The following is a 19,298-nucleotide window of genomic DNA, read 5'->3' on the forward strand; positions in this document are numbered from 1 at the left end:
GATATGCTGCGCGCACCCAAACGTCGTGGCGCGAACCATACGAATCCGCTCCCAGATATGATCAACGCAGCAGGTTCCTAGAGTTGCGAGCGGCATTGAATGCATGACGCCAAATGCCCCCGACCCACGACGTGAACGGCTTCAGTAGCGCAACCTCGGCCCACTACCTTCGGAATCCACGACGCCATAAATCCATCTCTGGCGCACACCAAAACGTCGGGGTGCCTCAGTTAAAAAAGTTGCTGCAGTCGTTGCACTCCGGCCCGCGGGCGATGAGCCGGAGGGGCACGCTGGTTGCGGCCAAGTGGGCGGAGCGCGGTTCAAAACAAGCCAATATCCAGGCGGCTCTCAGCCCGATGGACGAAACGTGCAAGGCTCTCTGAAAGAGCCCCCGCACCGATCGGTGCGGGGGCTTTCGCGACTGGCCGATCAGTCGGCCGGGTTCCAGATGATGGCGTAGGTGTCGTCATCGTCCTGGCCGGCGGCGCGGCCGAGATTGGCGTAGAGTTTTCGCGGTCCGAACTCGGGTGCGGCGATCGACAGGCTGACATAGTCCTTGCCGGAGGCCTCGCCGGTGCGGATCCAGCCGGCGCCGACTTCGATCCCCTGGGTCAGCACCCGGAAGTCGGGATGGCTTTCGGCGCTCTTGGCCTGGTTGGGCAAGATGGCGATCTCGGCGCGGACGCTGAGCGTCTTGAGCTGGCCCTTGTAGCTGCCGTCTTCCTGCTTGGTGACGTATCCGATCGCGGTCATTTCGACGTTTCCTTTTTTGCTGTCGCCGGGGACCATTCCCCTGCGATGGCGAACCGTGATGGGCGCGTCCGGCCCGCCCGAACCTCAAAAGGCCGCAGCGCCAGCGGAGGACCCGAGCGGACGGCTTTTTTGAAGCGCGAGCGGGCGCGAGGAGCCGCCGCAGGCGGCGGGGAAAAAAGCTGTCGGCCGAGGGTTTCGGGCGGGCAGGATCGCCCATAGGTCATCAAGCCAGCGGCAGGGGAATGGTGCCGGGCGACAGCAAAAAGAGAAGCTTGCGAGACGCGGTCGCTGCAGCCAGCCAGGTGGTGAAGGCGATAATAGGGATTGCGGACGCTTCGGTGCCGAGCCAGCGCAATCATGCTCAACCAGCAAGCGCTGTTGCTCCCGGCGGTGGTGCTGATCGCAGGTCAACAGAGAGTGCGACCTGCTGAACACCGGAGCGGAGCAGCGCTGTCGCATGGCATGCCGAGCTGTCGATGCAGCGTCTCAAGCGGACAAGCGGCGACGTTCCAAACGTCGCCGCCCGCCTGCACAAACGATCAGTCAGACACGAACAGCGACTGGACCTTCGACCACTGATCAGCAGTGCGGAAGCCGCCACGGTTGGTGTAGGACTCGACCGGGAACTTCATCCAGCGCGGCAGCCAGCCGTCGAACTTTTGCCGGCCGTTTTCCCCGGCAAGGAAGTCGCAAATGATCTTCTTTTGCGTCTTCAGCTTCTGCGATGCATTGCCATCGGCGACGTCACTGCCGCCGACATCGGCGAGCATTGCGTTGGCGACTTGCCTGTCGCGCAACAGCTCGAAGAAGGCGTCGTCGGCTTGCCAATGGGCGCGCATGTCGAGGCCAAGATGATTGCCGAGCGCCTCGATGATGGCGCTGCCGAGGCCAAGCGTCTCGGCCATGATGAGAGCCAGAACATGCTCGACTTCGTTGTCCGGAAGCGTCAGCAGACGGGCAAAGACACTGGCCAGCGCGACGTCATCGCCATTGCCGCCGGCGACCGGACCATCCTCTTCGGCCTGCCCAAGCAGGGCCAGAACCTCGCGCCGCTTCCCGGCAAATGCCGCTTCGGTCTTTGAAGCCGCGATGCTGGCCGCCACCGCCTCGTTGGCGGCGCGTTGCGGATCGGGACGCACCTGCCACAGGCTCGTACCGACAATTGCGTGCGCCACCATCAGGCGCAGCGCGACACCGGAATGATCGAGCAGGCTGAGCCGCACGGCGGCGTGACGATGCAGATCGACATAGTTCTGCATCGGCCCGCTGAGCTCGGGGCGCGAGGGTTTTGCGAGCTGTTCGGCCTCGTTGCCGACCTCGCCATTCGAACGAGGGCGGCGGGCCTCTTTCCGCGACAGATACCCCTCATGCGCCTCGACCTCGCCGCGCTGCGAGACTGTCATGAAGACCTTGCCGCCCTTCTTCCTGGGCGTCTTCTCGTAATCCCACGGGTGGAAATACTGACCGGGTTCGTGCACCACGACTTGCGCCCATCCGGCTTCAAGATAGGCATCCCGCTTGGCGGCGACGGCCTCGTTCTGCTTTTGCCAGAACAGGTCGGCATCGGCGAAAAAACTGTCCTCGCCGAACAGATCGGAGACGATCAGGCCAGAATAATCCTCGATGGAAAACAGCGCCACCTTGGTCGAGATCGACTGGCCGCCGAACAGCCATTGTTTCAGCTGCCAGCCGCGCGGCGCGCGGTTGTCGGGATCGGCATAGAGCGCCAGCCAATCCTTCTGCTGCGCTTTCGAAGCCATGGTCAAATGGCGCACGGTCTCGGTGTCGATGTCCTCGCGGCGATAGGCTTCGCGGATCTTCGGCAAGAGGTCACCCAGCGCCAGAATGCGCTTCACCTGAGGCTCGCTGAGGCCAAAGGTCATGGCGATATCGGCGATGCTGCGGCCTTGCCTGATGAGCCGCGCAAAGGTCTCCCATTGCGAGACCTGGTCGGGATCGAGGCGGGCGATGTTTTCGATGAGCGAGGCTTCGAGCGCGTCGGCATCGTCGCCGTCCTCCATGATGGCGCAGGGCAGCGGATCGGCCTCGCCGCGCTCGGCGGCGACGGTCTTTGCAGCAAAATAGCGCCGTCGTCCGGCGACAATCTCGAAACTGTCGGGCGAACCGTTCTGCCGCACAAGCAGCGGCACCAGCACACCGCGCGCCCGCACCGACGGCAGGATATCGGAGATATCGGGCGCGCGTCTGGAATGACGCATGTTGATGGCGGAAACGCTTAACTGGTCGAGGCAAACATGGGCAAGTTGCATGGTCTTTCTCCTTTGGCTCTGGTTGGTGTTGCCCTGTCCGCGAGGCCGCAGGCCGAGCGACGGGCTGGTTTTGCGCCTAGCGGCGCGGTCGTTCCGCCGGATCGGGCGGAAGCTCGGGCGTTGGCGTTTTGAGACGCGCGGCGGCCTGCCGCAAAAGCGGCTCATCCTCGGTGATATGGCCGGCAATCCGCGCGGCCTCGGTGTAGACCGAGAGCGCAAAGCGCGCCCTGAAGGAGAGATCGCGCTCGACGCCTAGGCCAAGTGGTCCCTTGACGGTCTGAAGCTCGGCAAGGCTGACGCTGCCGAGTTCGGGGAAGCCGAAACCGAGATCGCAAAGGCCAAACAGCGTGTCGCCGTCGGCGTCGAGTTCGGTCAAAAGCCAGGTCGCCGCACCAATCGGATTGAATAATTTTACCACTGGCACATGGTCGGTTTCCGTCTCTGCTGCGCCATTGGCGAGCAGGCGCGCGGTAAGGTCAGCGTTGATCAGGATCATGGCAAAGCTCCTTGTCGAAACAGGTCGAGTTGATTGCGTTTGGCATCGCGCCGGCTCACGCCGCGATCTCTTCCTCTGCGTCGGGTGCCGCTCCGCCTTGAAAGGCGCAAAGGAAATCGGCGGCCTTGGAAGCAAGGCTGGCGGCGCGGAAAATGGCGCGGTTGTCCTCGCGCAGCACGGCAAGCCATGAGGCGATATAGTCGGCATGGCGCACGGTCGGCTCGATGCCGAGACTGGTGCAGGTGAAGGCGGCGGTAAGCTCGGCAACCAGCTCCTCGCGGGCATAGGTTTTGGTGCCGAAGGAGCCTGAGAAGTCACGGGCAAGCCGGGCCGGATGTCCGGTCCAGTGGCCTAGCTCGTGCAGAGCCGTGCGGTAGTAATTGACCTGTTCGAAGAACGCGGGCTGCGGCGGCAGTTGCACGAAATCGGCGCTCGGCATGTAGAAGGCGCGGTCACCACCGATGCGGATATCGGCACCGCTCGCCCGGATGAAAGCTTCGGCCTGCGGGATGATCTCCCGTTCCGGCAACGGCTCGGGCTGGCTGTAAAGCTGCTCCGGCAATCCCTCGCATTGCGCGACATTGAAGACGGTGAAGCGCTTGAGATAGGCCACCGCCTGCGGCTCCACGTCCTCGGCCTTGGCGCGTTCCTTCTCGTCCTTCGGCACAAAGCGATCGGCATGAACGATGGTGGTGCCGTGCTCGCCTTTCCTGACATTGCCGCCAAGCGCAAGCGCCTGCCGGAAGGTGAGCCAGCTCTGGCCGGAATAGCCGCGATCGATGACCGCGCCCCACAGGATCAGGATGTTGATGCCGGAATAACCGCGCCCGGTGGCGGCGTTCTTGGGCAGCCCAAGGCCAGCCTTCGCGCTTCCCCAAGGCTTGACCCAAGGTACCGCGCCCCGCTCCAGATCGGCGATGATGCGATCTGTGATCTCTGAATAAAGGCTGGCCCTTTGCTGCTCGCCCTTCTTGCCGCCAACGTCTCCACGGGCACTGTGTTTGCCGGTCTTGCGCATGATCAAATCTCCGCTCGCCAATCTTCGCTACGCCCTCCCCGGAAAGCGGGGTGGGCGGCGAAAACGACCGGAAAGGCCCGCCGTCAGAGGTGGCCGGCATCCGCAGGACCGAAACGCGAGTGGAGGACCCTGAGCGGAACGCGAAGGGTTGCGGGCCGCCGCGGCGGGCCTAGAAGGGAGAGCCGCCCACACCGCTCCGCCGGGAAGGCCACTCAAAAGGACTTCGCCGCCCAAAGGCGGCGACCGTCACAGCCCGAAGGGCTGCCCGCGCCAGGGGGCGAAGCCGTAGGGCCGAGACCGCCTGAGCCGGTCGAAGACAAGCGGGCTCGGTTCACGAGCACCCGGTGCGCGCCCTCAAGCGCGCAGGCGCCATCACTTAACTGATGAGGGTCAAGGAGGCCGTTTTGATCAAAGTCGCGTTGCAAGCGTTGTGCGCCATGCAGGTGAAGGCGATGAGTTGGAGCGGCATAGGGTTTTGCGGAGTACGCGGCGGCGCTCGATCTTGCCTGCTGACGGAACGAAAGCGGAAATATCTACGGACCAAGGGATGCGATTTTGTCACGCCTCCCAAGGGTGAACCCTGATGGCTTTCCGCAGGTAAGCATCCTGCGATGAAATCGGTATTCGGATACTGAGCAATAACCAGACGCGTTAGCGAGATGTAGCGCCTATGTTTTCTCTTCCGGAAGACTGTAGCTATGCCGGTCTCGCCTTCGTGTTATTGGAGGCGCCCAACGATCGCTATCACTTTGGAATGCTCCAATAGGATAAGGTAAAGGCTCTGCGTCGACTTGAGAGCGAATGGCTCAACGACGAGGTCGCGGTCTTGGGTTTTGGCGAAACTGATGCATCACCTAGCTAGGAACTGACGGAAGCGTTCCGATCGACTGGCGCTGAAGATCTCCTCAGGTGGTCCCTCCTCTTCGACAACTCCCTTGTGCAAAAAGACGACCTTGCTCGACACATCCCGCGCGAAGGCCATCTCGTGCGTGACGACCAGCATCGTCCGGCCTTCTCCGCCAGCGAGCGCATCACTTTTAGAACTTCCCCGACAAGTTCGGGATCGAGAGCGGATGTCGGTTCGTCGAACAGCATGACGCGAGGACGTTGGCCGAGCGCTCGCGCGATCGCGGCGCGCTGCTGCTGACCGCCGGAAAGATGTATCGGATAGTGATAGAGCTTGTCGGCGATGCCGACTTTGGCAAGGAGCTCCTTCGCCTCTTCGATGCATTCGCCTCGAGGGCGACCTTGGACGTGGATAGGTGCTTCGATGACATTCTCTAGGACGGTCTTATGCGACCACAGGTTAAAGCTCTGAAAAACCATGCCGACGCGCATTCGCAGGCGATCGACCTGGGTTCTGTCGGCAGGCTGCTGGCCCGTCTTCGCCTTTTTCATCCGGATCGTCTCGCCGCCGATCGAGATCGCGCCGCCGGTCGGCGTCTCAAGCATATTGATGCAGCGCAGCATCGTCGACTTGCCAGAGCCCGACGACCCAAGAATTGAGACAACCTCCCCGTCATAGGCGTCGAGCGAAACGCCCTTCAGCACATCGAAAGCGCCATAGGCTTTTCGCAGATCGCGAATTCGCACAGCCGGAACAGTCGCACTGGCAATCGGATCTTTGTGAGGTTGCATGCTCATGTCGCGTCCTCTCTTTCGATGACGGCTGGCGCTGCGGATGTGAGATGCGGCGTCAGCCGGTATTCCAGCAAGTGAATGATGCGCGTGATGACATAGTTGATGGCCAGGTAGATGCTTCCCGCGACAATGAAGACTTCGACGGCGCGGTAGCTTTCAGAAATCAGCTTGGCGGCAAGACCAGTAATTTCCATCATGGTGATCACCGACGCCAATGCAGTCGCCTTCACCATCAGGATGACTTCATTGCCGTATGCCGGCAGGGCCTGACGGATGGCGAGGGGCAGAATGATGCGGCGAAATACCAGCAGGCGGCCCATGCCGCAGGCTCGGGCCGCCTCGATCTGCCCCTCTGGCACCGATTGCAAGCCGCCTCGGATTATCTCGCTCCCGTAGGCAGCCGTGTTCAGTGCAAGCGCGATGATGGCGCACCAATAGGGCTGACGCAGGATGGGCCAGAGTACGCTGTACCGAATTGCCTCAAACTGGCCGAGACCGTAATAAAGCAGAAAGATCTGCACGAGCAGCGGTGTCGAGCGGAACGCGAAGATGTAGGCGCGTGCGATCCATTGCAGGACAAGACTGCCCGAAAGCCGCAGCAGCGCCAGCATCAGGGCGAGGAGCATTCCGAGCCCAACTGAGATGAACGCCAGTTGCAGCGTCAGTGGAACGCCGGGGACCAGGCGCATCAAGGCATCAAGGAAAAAGGAAAAATCCATCACCCTCTCCTGAGACCGCGGGTGAAATGCCTTTCGGCGTGTTGCAGTGCCCACCCAGATGCGCAAGAGATGAGCAGGTAGAGGATTGCTGCCGCCAAGAAGAACGTGAAGGGCTGCCTGGTCGAGCCCGCGCCGATCTGCGCTTGGCGCAGAATTTCCACCAAGCCTGTCACCGAGACCAGTGACGACTCCTTGAGGACGAGCTGCCAGATGTTCGAGAGGCCGGGCAAGGCAAAACGCAGCGTGAGCGGCGCGATAATGCGGCGGAAGGCGAGCGCGTGCGACATACCCGTCGCATAAGCCGCGTCGATCTCCCCGCGTGAGACAACCTGGTAGGCGCCGCGGAAGACTTCAGTATGATAGGCGCCCGAAACAATGGCGATCGCCAAGGCACCAGCGAAGAAGGCGGGCAGACTTAGGAAGCCGTTGGCCCCCAAGAACCGGCCAATGGGCGTCAGGATGGCGCTGGAGCCGAAATAGAAGAGATAAATGACCAGCAGGTCCGGGATCCCGCGCAGGATTGTTGTGTAGCCATCAGCGACCGCTCGGACGATGTGGCCCCCAGAAATCTTCGCCCACGCGCCGAAGGCTCCTATTATCGCACCGGCGACAAACCCTGTCACCGCCACGGCGATCGTCATGACGGTTGCCGCGGACATGGCGGCACCCCAGCCACCGGGGCCAAGACTGAAGACGGTCATCAGACCGAAATCATTCATGGGATCACCTGCGTGACACTGCGGTCAGGACATCGAGCGATCGACGCTGCGCGTGGCGAAAAGCGAGCCGCGCCGAACGAGGCTATCGGAATTGCACTTTTGCCGTCCGCGACGAGATCGGCAATGACGGCGCCAACGATTGGACCCAGTTGGAACCCATGGCCGGAAAAGCCGAATGCATGCCAGAGATTGGGCGCAATCTGGCTTGGGCTGATGACCGGAATGACATCCGGCATCAGCGCCTCAAGCCCTGCCCAGCTCCGTACGATGGTGGCTCGGCGCAGTATCGGGAAAAACTCACAGACCGTTTGGGCGCTGACCACCATCCGATCAGCAATCGTGTCGGCTGTTTCGGCGTCCAGATCGGGATCGCCGAGGACACCACCGCCGATGACGACTGTGCCTGCTTCGGTTTGCTTGAAGGAGAGCACCCGATCGATGCCGATCACCACGGGATCGATGAAACGAGGCATGCGGGACGTTACCATCAGCGTCGATGCGAAATGCGTCTTGGGCAAATGCTCGCCGACCATCGCCGCGATCTGCCAGGCCCAGGCGCCACCGCAGTTGACCACCAAGTCGGCTTTGACGGCGCCGTTGTCAGTCGTCACCGTCCAGCCGTCGTCGCCCTGCGAAAGCCCGGTCACACGCGTCCGCTCCAAAATGCGAGCACCAAGCTGTTCGGCGCGCGCGCGGAAGGACTGCGTCGTGCGGAACGGATTCGCATGACCATCCCGCCGTGAGATAATGCCGCCGCGGCAGCTATCGGAGACGGAGGGGACCAGACGCCGGAGTTCGACAGCGTCGATCACTTCCTCGAAGTCGTAGCCAAGGGAGCGCATTTCAGCGACGCGCTTCCGGCACCATTCCATCTCGCCTTGGCTCTCGGCGATTCCTATCTGTCCGACCCCGCCGATGAATTCGCAGTTTTTTGCCAATTCCGGGCCAAGCAGGTCGTCCAGACGCTCCCAACCATCCATTGCCGCCATGGATAACGGCAATTCGGCTTCATGGCGCATCAGTTGGCGCACGCCGCCCGCATTGACGCCCGAGGCGTGGCGGCCGACAGTGTTCTTCTCCAGCACGATTGGGCGCATGCCCCGCAGCGCGAGGTGGATCGCCGTGCAGCAGCCATGGATACCGCCCCCGATCACGATTGCGTCCGTAGCGGTCATATTAACTTCCCAATCGATGTCGTCATGTCGCTCCCGCCTATGCCGCTCAGATACGCTGGCTCGGATCGCCCGCCACGACCGGGAGCGGCGCTTCGCGCTCGGCGTTGCCGAGGTCTGCAAGCTGGGCGACAGGCAACGGCTTGACCGGCAAGCGCAGTCGGTAATAGCCGACCGACTCCATGTCGGTGCCCAGGCTTTCCGACAGTATGCGCGCGACCGTGCCTCCGCACATTCGGCCCTGGCATTGGCCCATTCCGCACCTGGAAAAGGACTTGAGCTGGTTGAGGTCGGTGAAGCCCTCGTTGATGAGCGCGCGCAGCTTGCCGGCCGTCACTTCCTCGCAGCGGCAGGCAATCGCGTCGTCACTCAGTCTGGATATGGCTTCGGCCGGACGGTAAACGCGATCGAGGAATGCACGGAAACGGGTCTCTCTCCTTAGGGCCTGACGCTCAGGCTGGGCACGTTCGTCGCGCTCTGTCCTCGAAATGCGGCCCATTCGGCAGGCCGCGTCGAGCGCGGCCAGGCGCCCTCGATGCACCGCCGCCCTTGCGCCGCCGATGCCAGCGCCGTCCCCTGCGACGGCGACGAGATCCACGGTCGTCGAGCCCCATTCGTCCGTCTGGGGACGCCATGCCATCTGCGCGATGTCCCACAGATGTTTGCAGCGCAGGCTCGCTGTGATCTGGTTGTTGGGAATGACGCCTTCGTGCAAAAACAGGAGGGACGCCCGCAGCGTCCGGCGCCGGCCACCGTTTTCGAAACTGACGCCCTCCAAACGCGAAGCGCCTTCGACCGTCAGATTCCTTCCCTTGTAGAAAGGAACGCCCGTCTTCCTGAGCGCGGCGATCCAGGACACCCCCTTGAGCAAGTCGCCGGCGAAGCCAGGCAGCAGGGGCAATGCGGCGAGGCCCATCTCGAACAGGCCCATTTGAGACGTCTCGATGAAGCCATGCAGGGGTGCCCCGGCCTTCATGAGCTGGAACGCCATCAGATAGATGAGTGGCCCCGAGCCGGCGATAACAGTCGGTCGGTCAGGCACCACGCCGGACGCCTTCATCAGCGTCTGTGCCGCCCCTGCGCCCATGACCCCTGGCAGTGTCCATCCCGGGATTGGAACGGATCTTTCCATCGCGCCGGTCGCCAGAATGACCCTGCGCGCCTTGGTCAGGTAGGATTTGCCGTTCTGAGAGATGCCGAGTTTGCCGGCGGCCGAAACCTGCCAGACCGAGCTCAGTGGCTCGTGGGCAGCGCCGCTCCTGCGAAAGCTCTCCGCGAGCGCAAGTCCCTTGAAGTAGTCCCTGCCCAGAATAGCGCGCAACCTGTCGTCCGTGCGGCTGTTTGCTTCGATGTTGCGATAGACCTGACCGCCCAGAGTGGGCTGCTCGTCGAACAGCACCGTTTCCACACCGAGTTTCGCGGCGAGCGAAGCGGCGGCCAGGCCTGCAGGGCCGCCACCCACCACCGCCAGTTCCCAATTCGTGCGTACCGCAGCAGTCATATGGTGTCGAACCTTCCCGTGCCTGGCTGGAAGCGGACTTTCATTCCTTCAGCAACCGGCACCAGGCAGGCCTGGCGGTCGGGCTGACCGTCGATCTCGACCAGGCAGTCGAAGCAGTTGCCTATCATGCAGTGGGGCATGCGATCGGCACCGCTGGCAGGCGTCGTGCGGAATCGCTCGATGCCTGCCGCAAGCAATGCTGCGGCGACACTGTCATCGGCCCGGCATTGGATTGCCCGTCCGTCGAACAGGATGGTGGTCGACAAATCATCTGTCCGAAGCCGTCGAAACATGCTGGCCTTTCTGAAATCGGGCTTGAGTGTCCTTGGTTGTCAGAAGAACCGCGCGGGCCGGAAATCCTGGAGCGCCTCTTCGGGCTCGCCTCCCGCCAGTTCGGCAGCAGCCACCTGCCCCAGCCAGGGTGCCAGCGTAGCCCCGCTGTGGGTGACGGCTACATAATAGCCGCTGATGCCCGGGACCGGACCGACGGCCGACACTTCGTCGCCGGGAATGGCTCGGTAAGAAAGGCGGATCGCCTCCGGCTTGGTGCTTGCAAGTTCAGGATAGAACTTTGCCGCTCTCTCAATCATCGATGCGGCCACCGGCATTGTCTCGTCTCGGCTGCTTTCGAACGCGAAGCGCTTTTCGTCATGCTCACTGTGCAGCATGATCCGGCCGGCACCGTCGGGGCGGAAGTTTACCTCGCTCGTTCGGATTACACGCCGAACACCCGATGCTGCGGGAGCTGTCACCACGAGGAGGCCGAGCGTCGGAGCCAGCGGAAACGTCAAGCAGATGTCCTGCCCAAGATCGTTTGCCCAGCGGCCCGTGCAGTTTACGACCACGTCGGCGCCGAGTGTCTGCCCCGATGCCGTCTTGACGCCCCCCACCCTATCGCCTTTCAAGTCGATGCCGGTGACGGTTTCGCGGCGCAATTCCACACCAAGGGCAGGGGCTTTGCCGAGAAAGAATTCGATATAGACGCTGGGGTCCACCCAACCTTCATCGGCAAAATAGGCGACCTTCGCATCGCCCGACGCTCCGCGGGCCAGAGCTGGTTCCAGCCTCTGCAGCCTGTCCGCGGAGATCCATTCGGCGGCATATTTCCAGCCTGTAAGGCGTTCGACGCGCTCCTCGAGTTCCCGCGCCTCATTCGCATCCGAGCGCCATTCGACAGCACCGCCGCCATGAAACCAGGGACGGGCGCCAAACTCGTTTTCGAGTTCTCGGTGCGCGCGCATCCCCAGCGCATTGATAAGGTGGTAGCTGTAAGGTGTCTTCTCGTTCGAGTTGGTCCAGGCGAAACTTGCGCCGCTCGTGCCGGCGCCTGGATGATCGCGCTCAACAATCGTTACCGGATGTCCTTTTTCGGCAAGGCGATAGGCGATCGACGAGCCGAGGAGACCAGCTCCCACTACGACAAATTGGGTCATGCTATCAGTTTTTCCGATGGTAAAATGGGCAGGAGCAGGGTTGCACCTGCCCGGGGGGAGTTCAGTCCTTGGGCGTGATGTCGACCCCGAACCACTTCTCGGTCAGCTTGTTGTTGAATCCGTCCGCATTGACCTCGTGGATGGCCGCGTCGAACTTGGCCTTGAGTGCGGTATCGTCCTTGCGCATGGCCACATTAGCGGTGCCACTTCCCAAAACACCCTCAATGAAAGTAGGTCCGGCAAGCGTGGCGTTGGCGAGATCAGGCTGCTTCATCGCAGCTTTCAGCATGGTGATATTGCCCATGACCAGGTCGACGCGACCGGCGACAAGATCGAGATTGTGCTCTTCCGTGGTTTTGTACTCGCGGATCTCAACCTTGTCCTTGAGTTCGGCGGTGGCGAATGTGGCTGCCGTCGAGGACCCTTGGACGGCTAGCACCTTGCCCTTGAGCGCCGGGGCCATCGCCTCGATAGCCCTTTTAGCGCCGTCTGGGTCCTTCTTCAGGCTGTAGTCGACCCTTGGCCCAAGTGCGGCGACGAGCGGGCTGTCCTTCATCATCATGAAGGCGTTGGGCGCCTTTGCGTAAGGGACCGAGAAGGAGGCAACCTTCTGCCGCTCGGGCGTGACCGACATGGACGCGATGATAGCGTCGAACTTTCCGGCATTGAGCGCCGGCAGCATGCCGTCCCAGTCCTGTGCGACGATCTCGCACTCGGTCTTCATGCGGCGGCACAGTTCCTGGGCGAGATCGATCTCGTAGCCCACTAGTTTGCCGTCAGGAGACATATAATTCCAAGGCGCATAGGCGCCCTCGGTCGCAATGCGAATTTTCGACCATTGGCCAGCGTCGTCGGCGCGCACAGCACCGGTAAGCGAGATCAAGACGCTGGCAGTAAGGCCCATCCAACGTAACAGTCCCATTTTCATTGTTACCCTCTGAGTGTTGGCTGCGCGCGCGAACGTCACCTCGATCCTTCGATCGGAGCAATTACAGTCTCTGCGCAGTGGTGATTTCCAGCGCCGTGATGGCCAGTCCTGGCGCCTGTTGAGTAAAGCGAAACCGATGGCGATTGACAAATATGAAAAGCTTCATTCTCTATAGTTTTTTCCTATAGAGGTCAGGCTCTCGCCCATGATGAACTACAGGCAGCTACAGGCATTCCGAGCAGTGATGGATGCAGGAACCGTGGTCGGCGCAGCCGACCTCCTCCACATCTCGCAGCCCTCCGTAAGCGCCCACATCGCCAACCTTGAACACAATTTGAAAATCCAGTTGTTCGTGCGTCAGGGTGGCAGGCTGACTCCGACTGCTGAAGCCTATCTGTTGCATGAAGAGGCCGGCCATGTCGCCAAGGGCATGGCGCGCCTACGGCGATTGGCGGCCGACATCCAGCAGCTGCAGGCGGGCCGTCTGATCATCGGCGCCTATCCAGCGCTGTCGAGCATCGTGCTGCCCAGGTTCATCGGCGGGTTCGCGCGGCGTCATCCAAAGCTGCGGCTGGCACTGATGCCATCATCCTCAGTTCGGATCGCCGAACTCGCGGCGAGCAAACAACTCGATATCGGCCTGATGACTATGCCGGCGATCGACCCGGCGACCACCTGCGACCTGATCTTCGAGACGTCTTCTGTCTGCGTGCTGCCGGCAGGACATCATCTGAGCGACAAGCACACGATCGAAGCCTCCGACATCCGCGACGAAAGCTTTATCCAACTAGGGCGCGAAGACGGATCCCGTCAGGCCGTCGAGCGCAGCTTCGACGATGCAGGAGTTCGCGTCGAAGCCCGTTTCGACGCACATTTCAGTGATTCCGCCTGCGCTTTGGTAGCCGAAGGTCTCGGCGTGTCCATCGTCGACAAGTTCTCGGCCGAACGTTGGCGCGGCACGCTCGTCATCAAGCCATTCCTCCCCTACGTTCCCAGCCACGTCTATCTGACGCGCAGCCGAACGCATCTGTCTTCACTTCTGCAGGAACAATTCGAGCGAGAATTCCGGATCTATCTGGAAGAGCATTTTTCCTGACACTCATCGTCAGCGGTTGCCGATAGACGACCAGAAGGAGCTAATTGCGAGACCATCGTTCATAATCTGATATTGTTCGCAGAGATCAATCGGGCGACGATCGGTCGCTATACTCGATGACAGAAGTCGACGGTTGCGAAGCTTGCCGTGTTCCTTGGGTTGGAGCTTCTACTGCATTTGGCCGTGCCTACTGAGCCTCGAAGGCTTGCGCGCTCCCTACCGCATCAGGCCCGCGGTGCGCAGCGCGTCCTCGATCACCTTTTTTACCGATTCACGCGGCGAAAAATCCCCGTCAGTTCGAGCCAGTTCCGCAGGGATGGCCTTCGCTGACGACACGGATGCTGTCCGAATATGAGATATTGACGGTCTCGTCTCGACCGCCGCAGTCCTTGGCGGAGCTGATCTGACGCTCTCAGACCCTCTCGCGTCGTCGGCATCGCCGAGACCCCAGAACCGCGCGATCTCCTGGGTTGATGAGATACCCACCTCAAGCATGTAAGGCCCGGCCGTGCCGCGGCCGTTGCCGATGGGCGTACCGTGGCCCATGCCTGCAATCATATTGATCTCGATCTTCGCTTCGCCTGCTTCGTCAGCCCAGACCCGCCGGCTTCGTCCGCGCTCAATCGTCGAATGCGTCGGCGCCGTGTCGAGTTTGTGCACGCCGCGCCACTGAGCCACGATGGACTCCGCGTTTGTAGAGGCCACAGTATGATCGCCGGAGCCCTGCCAGATCGAAATCTTGGGCCACTGCCCATTGTGCTTGGAAGCTTTGCGCACTAACCGCTGCAATTCTTGCTCGGAGGGACCGCCGTGGCCGCGCATCCGATCGAAAGCTTCCGGAACGGTTGTCGCGCAGCCGAACGGCAGCCCGGCAATGATGCCGCCCCCGGCGAACAACTCAGGATAAGTAGCGAGCATCGCGGCGGCCATTGCGCCGCCGGCTGAAAGACCGGTGACGAATATTTGCTTTCGGTCCAGGCCGTGGGCAACAACCATTGTCTCGATCATCTGCCGGATCGAGAAGACCTCGCCGCGATCGCGAGCAGTGTCTGCCGGCAGGAACCAGTTGAAGCAGAGGTTCGGATTGTTGGCGCGTTGCTGCTCGGGGTAGAGCAGCGCGAAACCGGCCTCGTCGGCGAGTTGCGACCATCCCGAGTGATGGTCGTAGCTGGCAGCATTTTGGGTGCAACCGTGCAGCACAACGACCAGCGGCGCCTCGTCCGGGAGATCAGCGGGCGTATAGTATCGTGCCAGCAACGCACCAGGATTGGGGCCGAAATTTCCTAGGGTGGAGAGGCGATCGGCGGATGTGAAAGAGGTTGTGTTTTGTAGCCCGCGCAGTGCTGCAAGGCGCGCGATCGTATCGGAGACTTTTCGCAATTGAGCCGTCCTTTTTTTGACGCCCTTTATTGGACGCCCTGTGTGCAACGCACTCGCAGCAATATCGTTGCTGCACCGCACAATAAGAAGGGCGACTGACATGCGGTACTGGATGCAGCGTCCGGTCAGCACAGACGAATTGTTCGCGCCTCAAGTCCCTTATGGCCTCGACTGTATGCGATGATCACTTTCTGGCCGACTTCGAGGTTTGCCACGCCGCTGCGGTTCAAAGTAGTCGCATGGACAAACACGTCCTTCTCCCCGCCATCCAACGCGATGAATCCGAACCCCTTGTTCAGATCGTATCGCTTCACGACGCCAGCGGCTTCCTGCCCCTCGTGTTCCTGCACAGGAACCAAGGCTTCGGCGGATCGCTTCGCAACCTTTGGGGAGAACGCACCGTCTCCCACGCTTACAGAGACAACTTCGACAACTTGGGGTCCTTTCTGGCCGGGTTCGGTTCGGACCTTCAGGCGTGCCCCTTCGGGAAGGCTGTCATGTCCCGCAGCCTGCAACTTCGAGAAGTGAATGAAGGCATCGGAACCATCGCTGAGCCTCAAGAAGCCGAAACCCTTCTCCGCGTTTAACCAGAGTACCTCAGCATCATGTAAGAAGGTCGTCGCTGACGAAAGCTGGGGTGGTGCTGGCCTGCGGCTGAAATAACTCGGCTCCGAACCCTCATGATGGTTTTCGCTCTCGAAGCCTTGGCTCCGCGACTGACGGTGTTCCCGATATTTGCCCATTCCAGCACTGACCCTAGAGGAAAAGATTGCATTATCACCGGGAGTGAGCAGCGAGCAATATCAATCCGGTTGCTGACGTGGCGCATGGGAAACTCCACCGTTAAAGGTGCGTGAGCAACTCAGTTCAACGGATCGGGCGGGCTGATCTGGGGGCATCGCTGAAACCTGCGTGAAGGATTATGCTTGCCTGAGGGTGTGCAAGCTCATTCAGGCGGGCTGATGGATGTGCCCAAACGTGAGCGTCCGATTTCGCGACAACACATGGAGGCTTAAATTTCAAACGTGCCTTAATGCAAGCAAGGTCACGGAAAAGGTGATGCGACCGGCCCAAAATACGTGTGACACGGCCGGGGTGTCGTGAGCGTGCCAAAGCGGCGTCATGTGCTCACGAGTCTCATAATGGTGTCGATATTGAACTCCAGGCGTTGATTCAGAGCATCCTTCTCCATCAGGTCGCGCTCAAAAATAATCGAACCGGTGAATCGGTTTGTCAGATAATAGTATCCGATCGCCGCGATCGTGATGTTCAACTGCACTGGGTCGATGCCTGCGCGAAAATCTCCGCTGCTCACGCCTCTTTCAAGTATGCCGGAGACCATGGCGACAAATTTTCGGGTCTCCGCCTTTATCATCTCAGATCTCTTCACATGCTTGGCACGATGAAGATTCTCGCTGTTTACCAAGGTGATAAATTCCGGATTCTTCAAGTAGTATTGCCATGTGAACCGCACAAGCCGCTCAAGAGCATCCTTGGGCTCCAAATCATCAAGATTAAGTTTCTGCTCGGCCGTTCGAATGTCATGGTAGGCATTCTCAATCACTGTCTGGAATAGGTTATCCTTACTGCCGAAGTAATGGTAAATCATTCTCTTGTTGGCATTGGCCTTTGCCGCGATAACATCGACACGCGCGCCGCCCAGGCCATTCTTTGCGAAATCACTTTTCGCCGCTTCCAGAATACGAAGCTTGGTCGCTTCGGCATCCCGAAGCCGCTTCTTCCTGCCGCCATTGCCTGATTTTTCGGACGTGGCGTCCACTTTGGGCGCTCCCTTGATTCCAGTTCCAGCGTGCTGTCGACTATCGGTCATACCCTCAAAGTCATTTCAATTATCTAAGAAGTCAACAGGTCGCCCACCCGGCCACCGCTTGACTCTCTCACATTCAAGAAGTAACTAGATGGTGCATTAAGCGGCAGGGCGGGGCGGCTTCGACGGGCAGCTTTCGAGGTCGCTCAATAGATGGCCCGCCGTGCGGGCGTCACCAAATGGGAGGTAGCATGTCAACTTTCATCAAGGATTTCATCGAGCGCGAGACCATCAATCGGCGCAATTTCCTGCTCGCCACGGCTGCCGGCATGGGGGCGATGGCGGCGCCATTCGCCTTCGGCGGTAGTACTGCCCGGGCGGCGATCAGTGACCCGGCCATCGCCTGGTCATACCGCGACCGCGCCTCGGCTTACTGGAACTCGATCGTGTCGGGCGGCGAGGCATTCGTGGAGTCCCTCGGCAAGCCCAAGGATTCCCTGGTCTCCCTGATCAACGAAGGGTCCTCCGAAAAGTCGCTGGCCGATATCAAGGCGTTCCTTGCCAAGACCGGCGGCAAGTGTGCTATCGCGTGCGATGCCAATGACAGCCCGAACGCCCGTCCGGTGGTTGAAGCTGTGCGCGACGCCGGCGGATACATTTCCACGATCTGGAACAAGACCGACGACCTGCACCCGTGGGACATTGGCGACAATTACGTCTCGCACATGACCTGGTCGGACGAGAAGCCGGCCGAGAAGACGGCGCGGATACTGTTCGATGCCATGGGCGGCAAAGGTGGCGTCGTGCATCTGGGTGGCATTGCTGCCAACAACCCGGCCATCGAGCGTCTGAACGGCTTGAAGAACGCATTGAAAGACTTTCCCGATATCGAGCTTCTCGATGCTCAGCCCGCCGACTGGGACACGACCAAGGGCACTGAGTTGATGGCGTCTTTCCTGACTCGTTTCGGAGATAAGATCACCGGCGTGCACTGCGCCAACGATAACATCGCTTACGGTGTCATCGAAGCCCTGCGCGCCGAAGGCATCGAGAATATGCCGATCGTCGCCTATGACGGAAATCCGGAAGCAGTGAAGCTGGTGATGGACGGCAAGCTCCTGGCGACCGTCTTCACCAATCCGCACTGGGGCGGCGGCGTCACGGCGGCGCTGGCATATTACGCCGCGACCGGAGCCTTCAAACCTTCGGAAGAACCGAAGGAGCACCGCGAATTCTACGGCCCGACAGTTCTCGTCACCAAAAAGGACGCCGCAGACTTCAAGGTCAAATATCTGGACGCCGTTCCTTCCTACAATTGGAAGGATTTCTGGGGACCGAGCAACGGCCAGATCAAGTACAAGTAATACGAAGCTCGATCGAGCGGCCCTGAAAACGGGCCGCTCTCCCTACACGGCACGCTTGGACGGGAGGCCGGACTTGCCACGCATCCTCACGCGGGAGAACGCGATCCGCTGGGCGCCCTTCATGGTGCTTCTCGCGCTCATAATTCTGTTCACGGCGATAAACCCATCGTTCCTGTCGCAACGCAACTTTGCGCGCATCGCGATCGCAGCGGCGCCTGCGCTCATGGTGGCGGTCGGCGTGACCTTCATCATCGTGATGGGTTCCATCGATCTGTCCATGGAGGGCGTCGTTTCCCTGACGGCAGTTCTTTTTTGCTTTCTGATGCTGGCGCTGGGTGGAACGCTCGGGTCGGGCGGCTGGCTCGCAATCCCGGTCGTTCTTGCCGTCGGGGCCGCGATCGGTCTGGTGAACGGGTTCATCCACGTCAAGCTGAAGATTCCATCCTTCATGGCGAGCCTGGCGCTCGGATTCGTCGGCACAGGCGCCGCGATCCTGCTGACCGGCGGCGACATTGTCAAATTCAACGACCCGATGTTCCGCGCGCTGCTGACTTGGCGCATCCTCGGCTTTCCGCTGATGGTCTATGTCGCGGGCCTCTGCCTGGTTCTCGCCTGGTTCATCCAGTCCTACACCCGCCTTGGGCGTTACTTTTATGCGGTCGGCGGAGGCGAGGAACTCGCCCACGCCTCGGGCGTGCGGGTGCAACATGTGAGGATGGCCGGCTTCTCGCTTGCGGGCTTCTTTTACGCGATCGCGGCCATCCTTCAGGTAGCGAAGCTCGGCCAGGCCGAATCTGTCACCGGATCCAACTTTATGTTCATGTCCATCACTTCGGTGGTGGTTGGCGGCGTCGCGCTCTGGGGTGGCATCGGCGGCGTGTGGAACACGCTCGTTGGCGTCTTGATCGTGGCCGTCATCAACAACGGCATGGTGGTCATCGGCCTACCCGACTTCCTGCAGGCCGCCGTTCTCGGGCTGCTGGTCATCATCGCGGTCATCCTGTCGACAGACCGGCGCGCGGTCGCGTTCGTCAAGTGAG

Annotated in this window: 18 protein-coding genes and 1 pseudogene; 3 read left to right on the forward strand and 16 right to left on the reverse strand. The window is 60.9% G+C overall.

The genetic code is table 11. The features are described from left to right. Positions 1–429: 429 nt before the first annotated feature. From EN804_RS08195 to EN804_RS08250, 13 genes and pseudogenes are all read right to left on the reverse strand, one after another. Positions 430–753, reverse strand: a complete 324-nt coding sequence (locus EN804_RS08195; RefSeq protein WP_135919100.1) for a DUF736 domain-containing protein — start codon at positions 751–753, stop codon at positions 430–432. A 223-nt stretch (positions 754–976) separates the two neighbouring features. Continuing rightward, the gene (locus tag EN804_RS38635; protein ID WP_281404920.1) at positions 977–1,108 is read right to left on the reverse strand and encodes a hypothetical protein; all 132 of its coding nucleotides are present in this window, start codon (positions 1,106–1,108) and stop codon (positions 977–979) included. A gap of 184 nt (positions 1,109–1,292) precedes the next feature. Next, positions 1,293–3,023: a ParB/RepB/Spo0J family partition protein gene (locus EN804_RS08200; protein ID WP_135919101.1), complete on the reverse strand. Its 1,731-nt coding sequence runs from the start codon at positions 3,021–3,023 to the stop codon at positions 1,293–1,295. A gap of 76 nt (positions 3,024–3,099) precedes the next feature. Continuing rightward, the gene (locus EN804_RS08205) at positions 3,100–3,519 is read right to left on the reverse strand and encodes a DUF2958 domain-containing protein (RefSeq protein WP_135919102.1); all 420 of its coding nucleotides are present in this window, start codon (positions 3,517–3,519) and stop codon (positions 3,100–3,102) included. Between the two features lie 55 nt (positions 3,520–3,574). Beyond that, positions 3,575–4,537, reverse strand: coding sequence for a zincin-like metallopeptidase domain-containing protein (locus EN804_RS08210; RefSeq protein ID WP_135919103.1), 963 nt, complete (start codon positions 4,535–4,537; stop codon positions 3,575–3,577). 850 nt (positions 4,538–5,387) lie between these two features. Further along, positions 5,388–6,181 (reverse strand): annotated as a pseudogene (locus tag EN804_RS08215) (ATP-binding cassette domain-containing protein). Then, the gene (locus EN804_RS08220; RefSeq protein ID WP_135919104.1) at positions 6,178–6,897 is read right to left on the reverse strand and encodes an ABC transporter permease; all 720 of its coding nucleotides are present in this window, start codon (positions 6,895–6,897) and stop codon (positions 6,178–6,180) included. Before EN804_RS08220 ends, EN804_RS08215 begins: the two are co-directional and overlap by 4 nt. After that, positions 6,897–7,616, reverse strand: a complete 720-nt coding sequence (locus EN804_RS08225) for an ABC transporter permease subunit (RefSeq protein WP_135919105.1) — start codon at positions 7,614–7,616, stop codon at positions 6,897–6,899. The genes EN804_RS08220 and EN804_RS08225 overlap by 1 nt, the downstream gene beginning before the upstream one ends. Beyond that, complete coding sequence (locus tag EN804_RS08230) at positions 7,613–8,791, reverse strand: FAD-binding oxidoreductase (RefSeq protein ID WP_135919106.1); 1,179 nt, start codon at positions 8,789–8,791, stop codon at positions 7,613–7,615. Before EN804_RS08230 ends, EN804_RS08225 begins: the two co-directional genes overlap by 4 nt. Positions 8,792–8,837: 46 nt before the next feature. Further along, complete coding sequence (locus EN804_RS08235) at positions 8,838–10,253, reverse strand: NAD(P)/FAD-dependent oxidoreductase (protein ID WP_210237365.1); 1,416 nt, start codon at positions 10,251–10,253, stop codon at positions 8,838–8,840. 32 nt (positions 10,254–10,285) lie between these two features. Next, on the reverse strand, positions 10,286–10,582 hold the full coding sequence (locus EN804_RS08240; RefSeq protein WP_135919108.1) for a (2Fe-2S)-binding protein: 297 nt from the start codon (positions 10,580–10,582) through the stop codon (positions 10,286–10,288). 39 nt (positions 10,583–10,621) lie between these two features. Further along, complete coding sequence (locus tag EN804_RS08245) at positions 10,622–11,722, reverse strand: FAD-binding oxidoreductase (protein WP_135919109.1); 1,101 nt, start codon at positions 11,720–11,722, stop codon at positions 10,622–10,624. A gap of 61 nt (positions 11,723–11,783) precedes the next feature. Further along, positions 11,784–12,644 (reverse strand): transporter substrate-binding domain-containing protein, encoded by an 861-nt coding sequence (locus EN804_RS08250; protein ID WP_135919110.1) that lies wholly within the window; start codon positions 12,642–12,644, stop codon positions 11,784–11,786. A 211-nt stretch (positions 12,645–12,855) separates the two neighbouring features. On the opposite strand from EN804_RS08250, the gene EN804_RS08255 reads away from it, so the two are divergent. Beyond that, complete coding sequence (locus EN804_RS08255; protein ID WP_135919111.1) at positions 12,856–13,746, forward strand: LysR substrate-binding domain-containing protein; 891 nt, start codon at positions 12,856–12,858, stop codon at positions 13,744–13,746. A gap of 216 nt (positions 13,747–13,962) precedes the next feature. On the opposite strand, the gene EN804_RS08260 is transcribed toward EN804_RS08255, so the two are convergent. From EN804_RS08260 to EN804_RS08270, 3 genes are all read right to left on the reverse strand, one after another. Continuing rightward, on the reverse strand, positions 13,963–15,126 hold the full coding sequence (locus EN804_RS08260) for a PHB depolymerase family esterase (RefSeq protein WP_189524450.1): 1,164 nt from the start codon (positions 15,124–15,126) through the stop codon (positions 13,963–13,965). 125 nt (positions 15,127–15,251) lie between these two features. Next, positions 15,252–15,869: a cold shock domain-containing protein gene (locus EN804_RS38640; RefSeq protein ID WP_135919112.1), complete on the reverse strand. Its 618-nt coding sequence runs from the start codon at positions 15,867–15,869 to the stop codon at positions 15,252–15,254. Positions 15,870–16,246: 377 nt separating this feature from the next. Then, positions 16,247–16,906, reverse strand: a complete 660-nt coding sequence (locus tag EN804_RS08270) for a TetR/AcrR family transcriptional regulator (RefSeq protein WP_246693389.1) — start codon at positions 16,904–16,906, stop codon at positions 16,247–16,249. Between the two features lie 239 nt (positions 16,907–17,145). Here EN804_RS08270 and EN804_RS08275 point away from each other — a divergent pair, with 239 nt between their 5' ends. After that, complete coding sequence (locus tag EN804_RS08275; RefSeq protein ID WP_135919114.1) at positions 17,146–18,258, forward strand: sugar ABC transporter substrate-binding protein; 1,113 nt, start codon at positions 17,146–17,148, stop codon at positions 18,256–18,258. 73 nt (positions 18,259–18,331) lie between these two features. After that, entirely contained in the window at positions 18,332–19,297 is a 966-nt protein-coding gene (locus tag EN804_RS08280; protein ID WP_135919115.1) for an ABC transporter permease, read from the forward strand. The last annotated feature ends 1 nt before the right edge of the window (position 19,298 follow it).

Source organism: Mesorhizobium sp. M8A.F.Ca.ET.161.01.1.1, assembly GCF_004792105.1.
Taxonomy (GTDB): domain Bacteria; phylum Pseudomonadota; class Alphaproteobacteria; order Rhizobiales; family Rhizobiaceae; genus Mesorhizobium.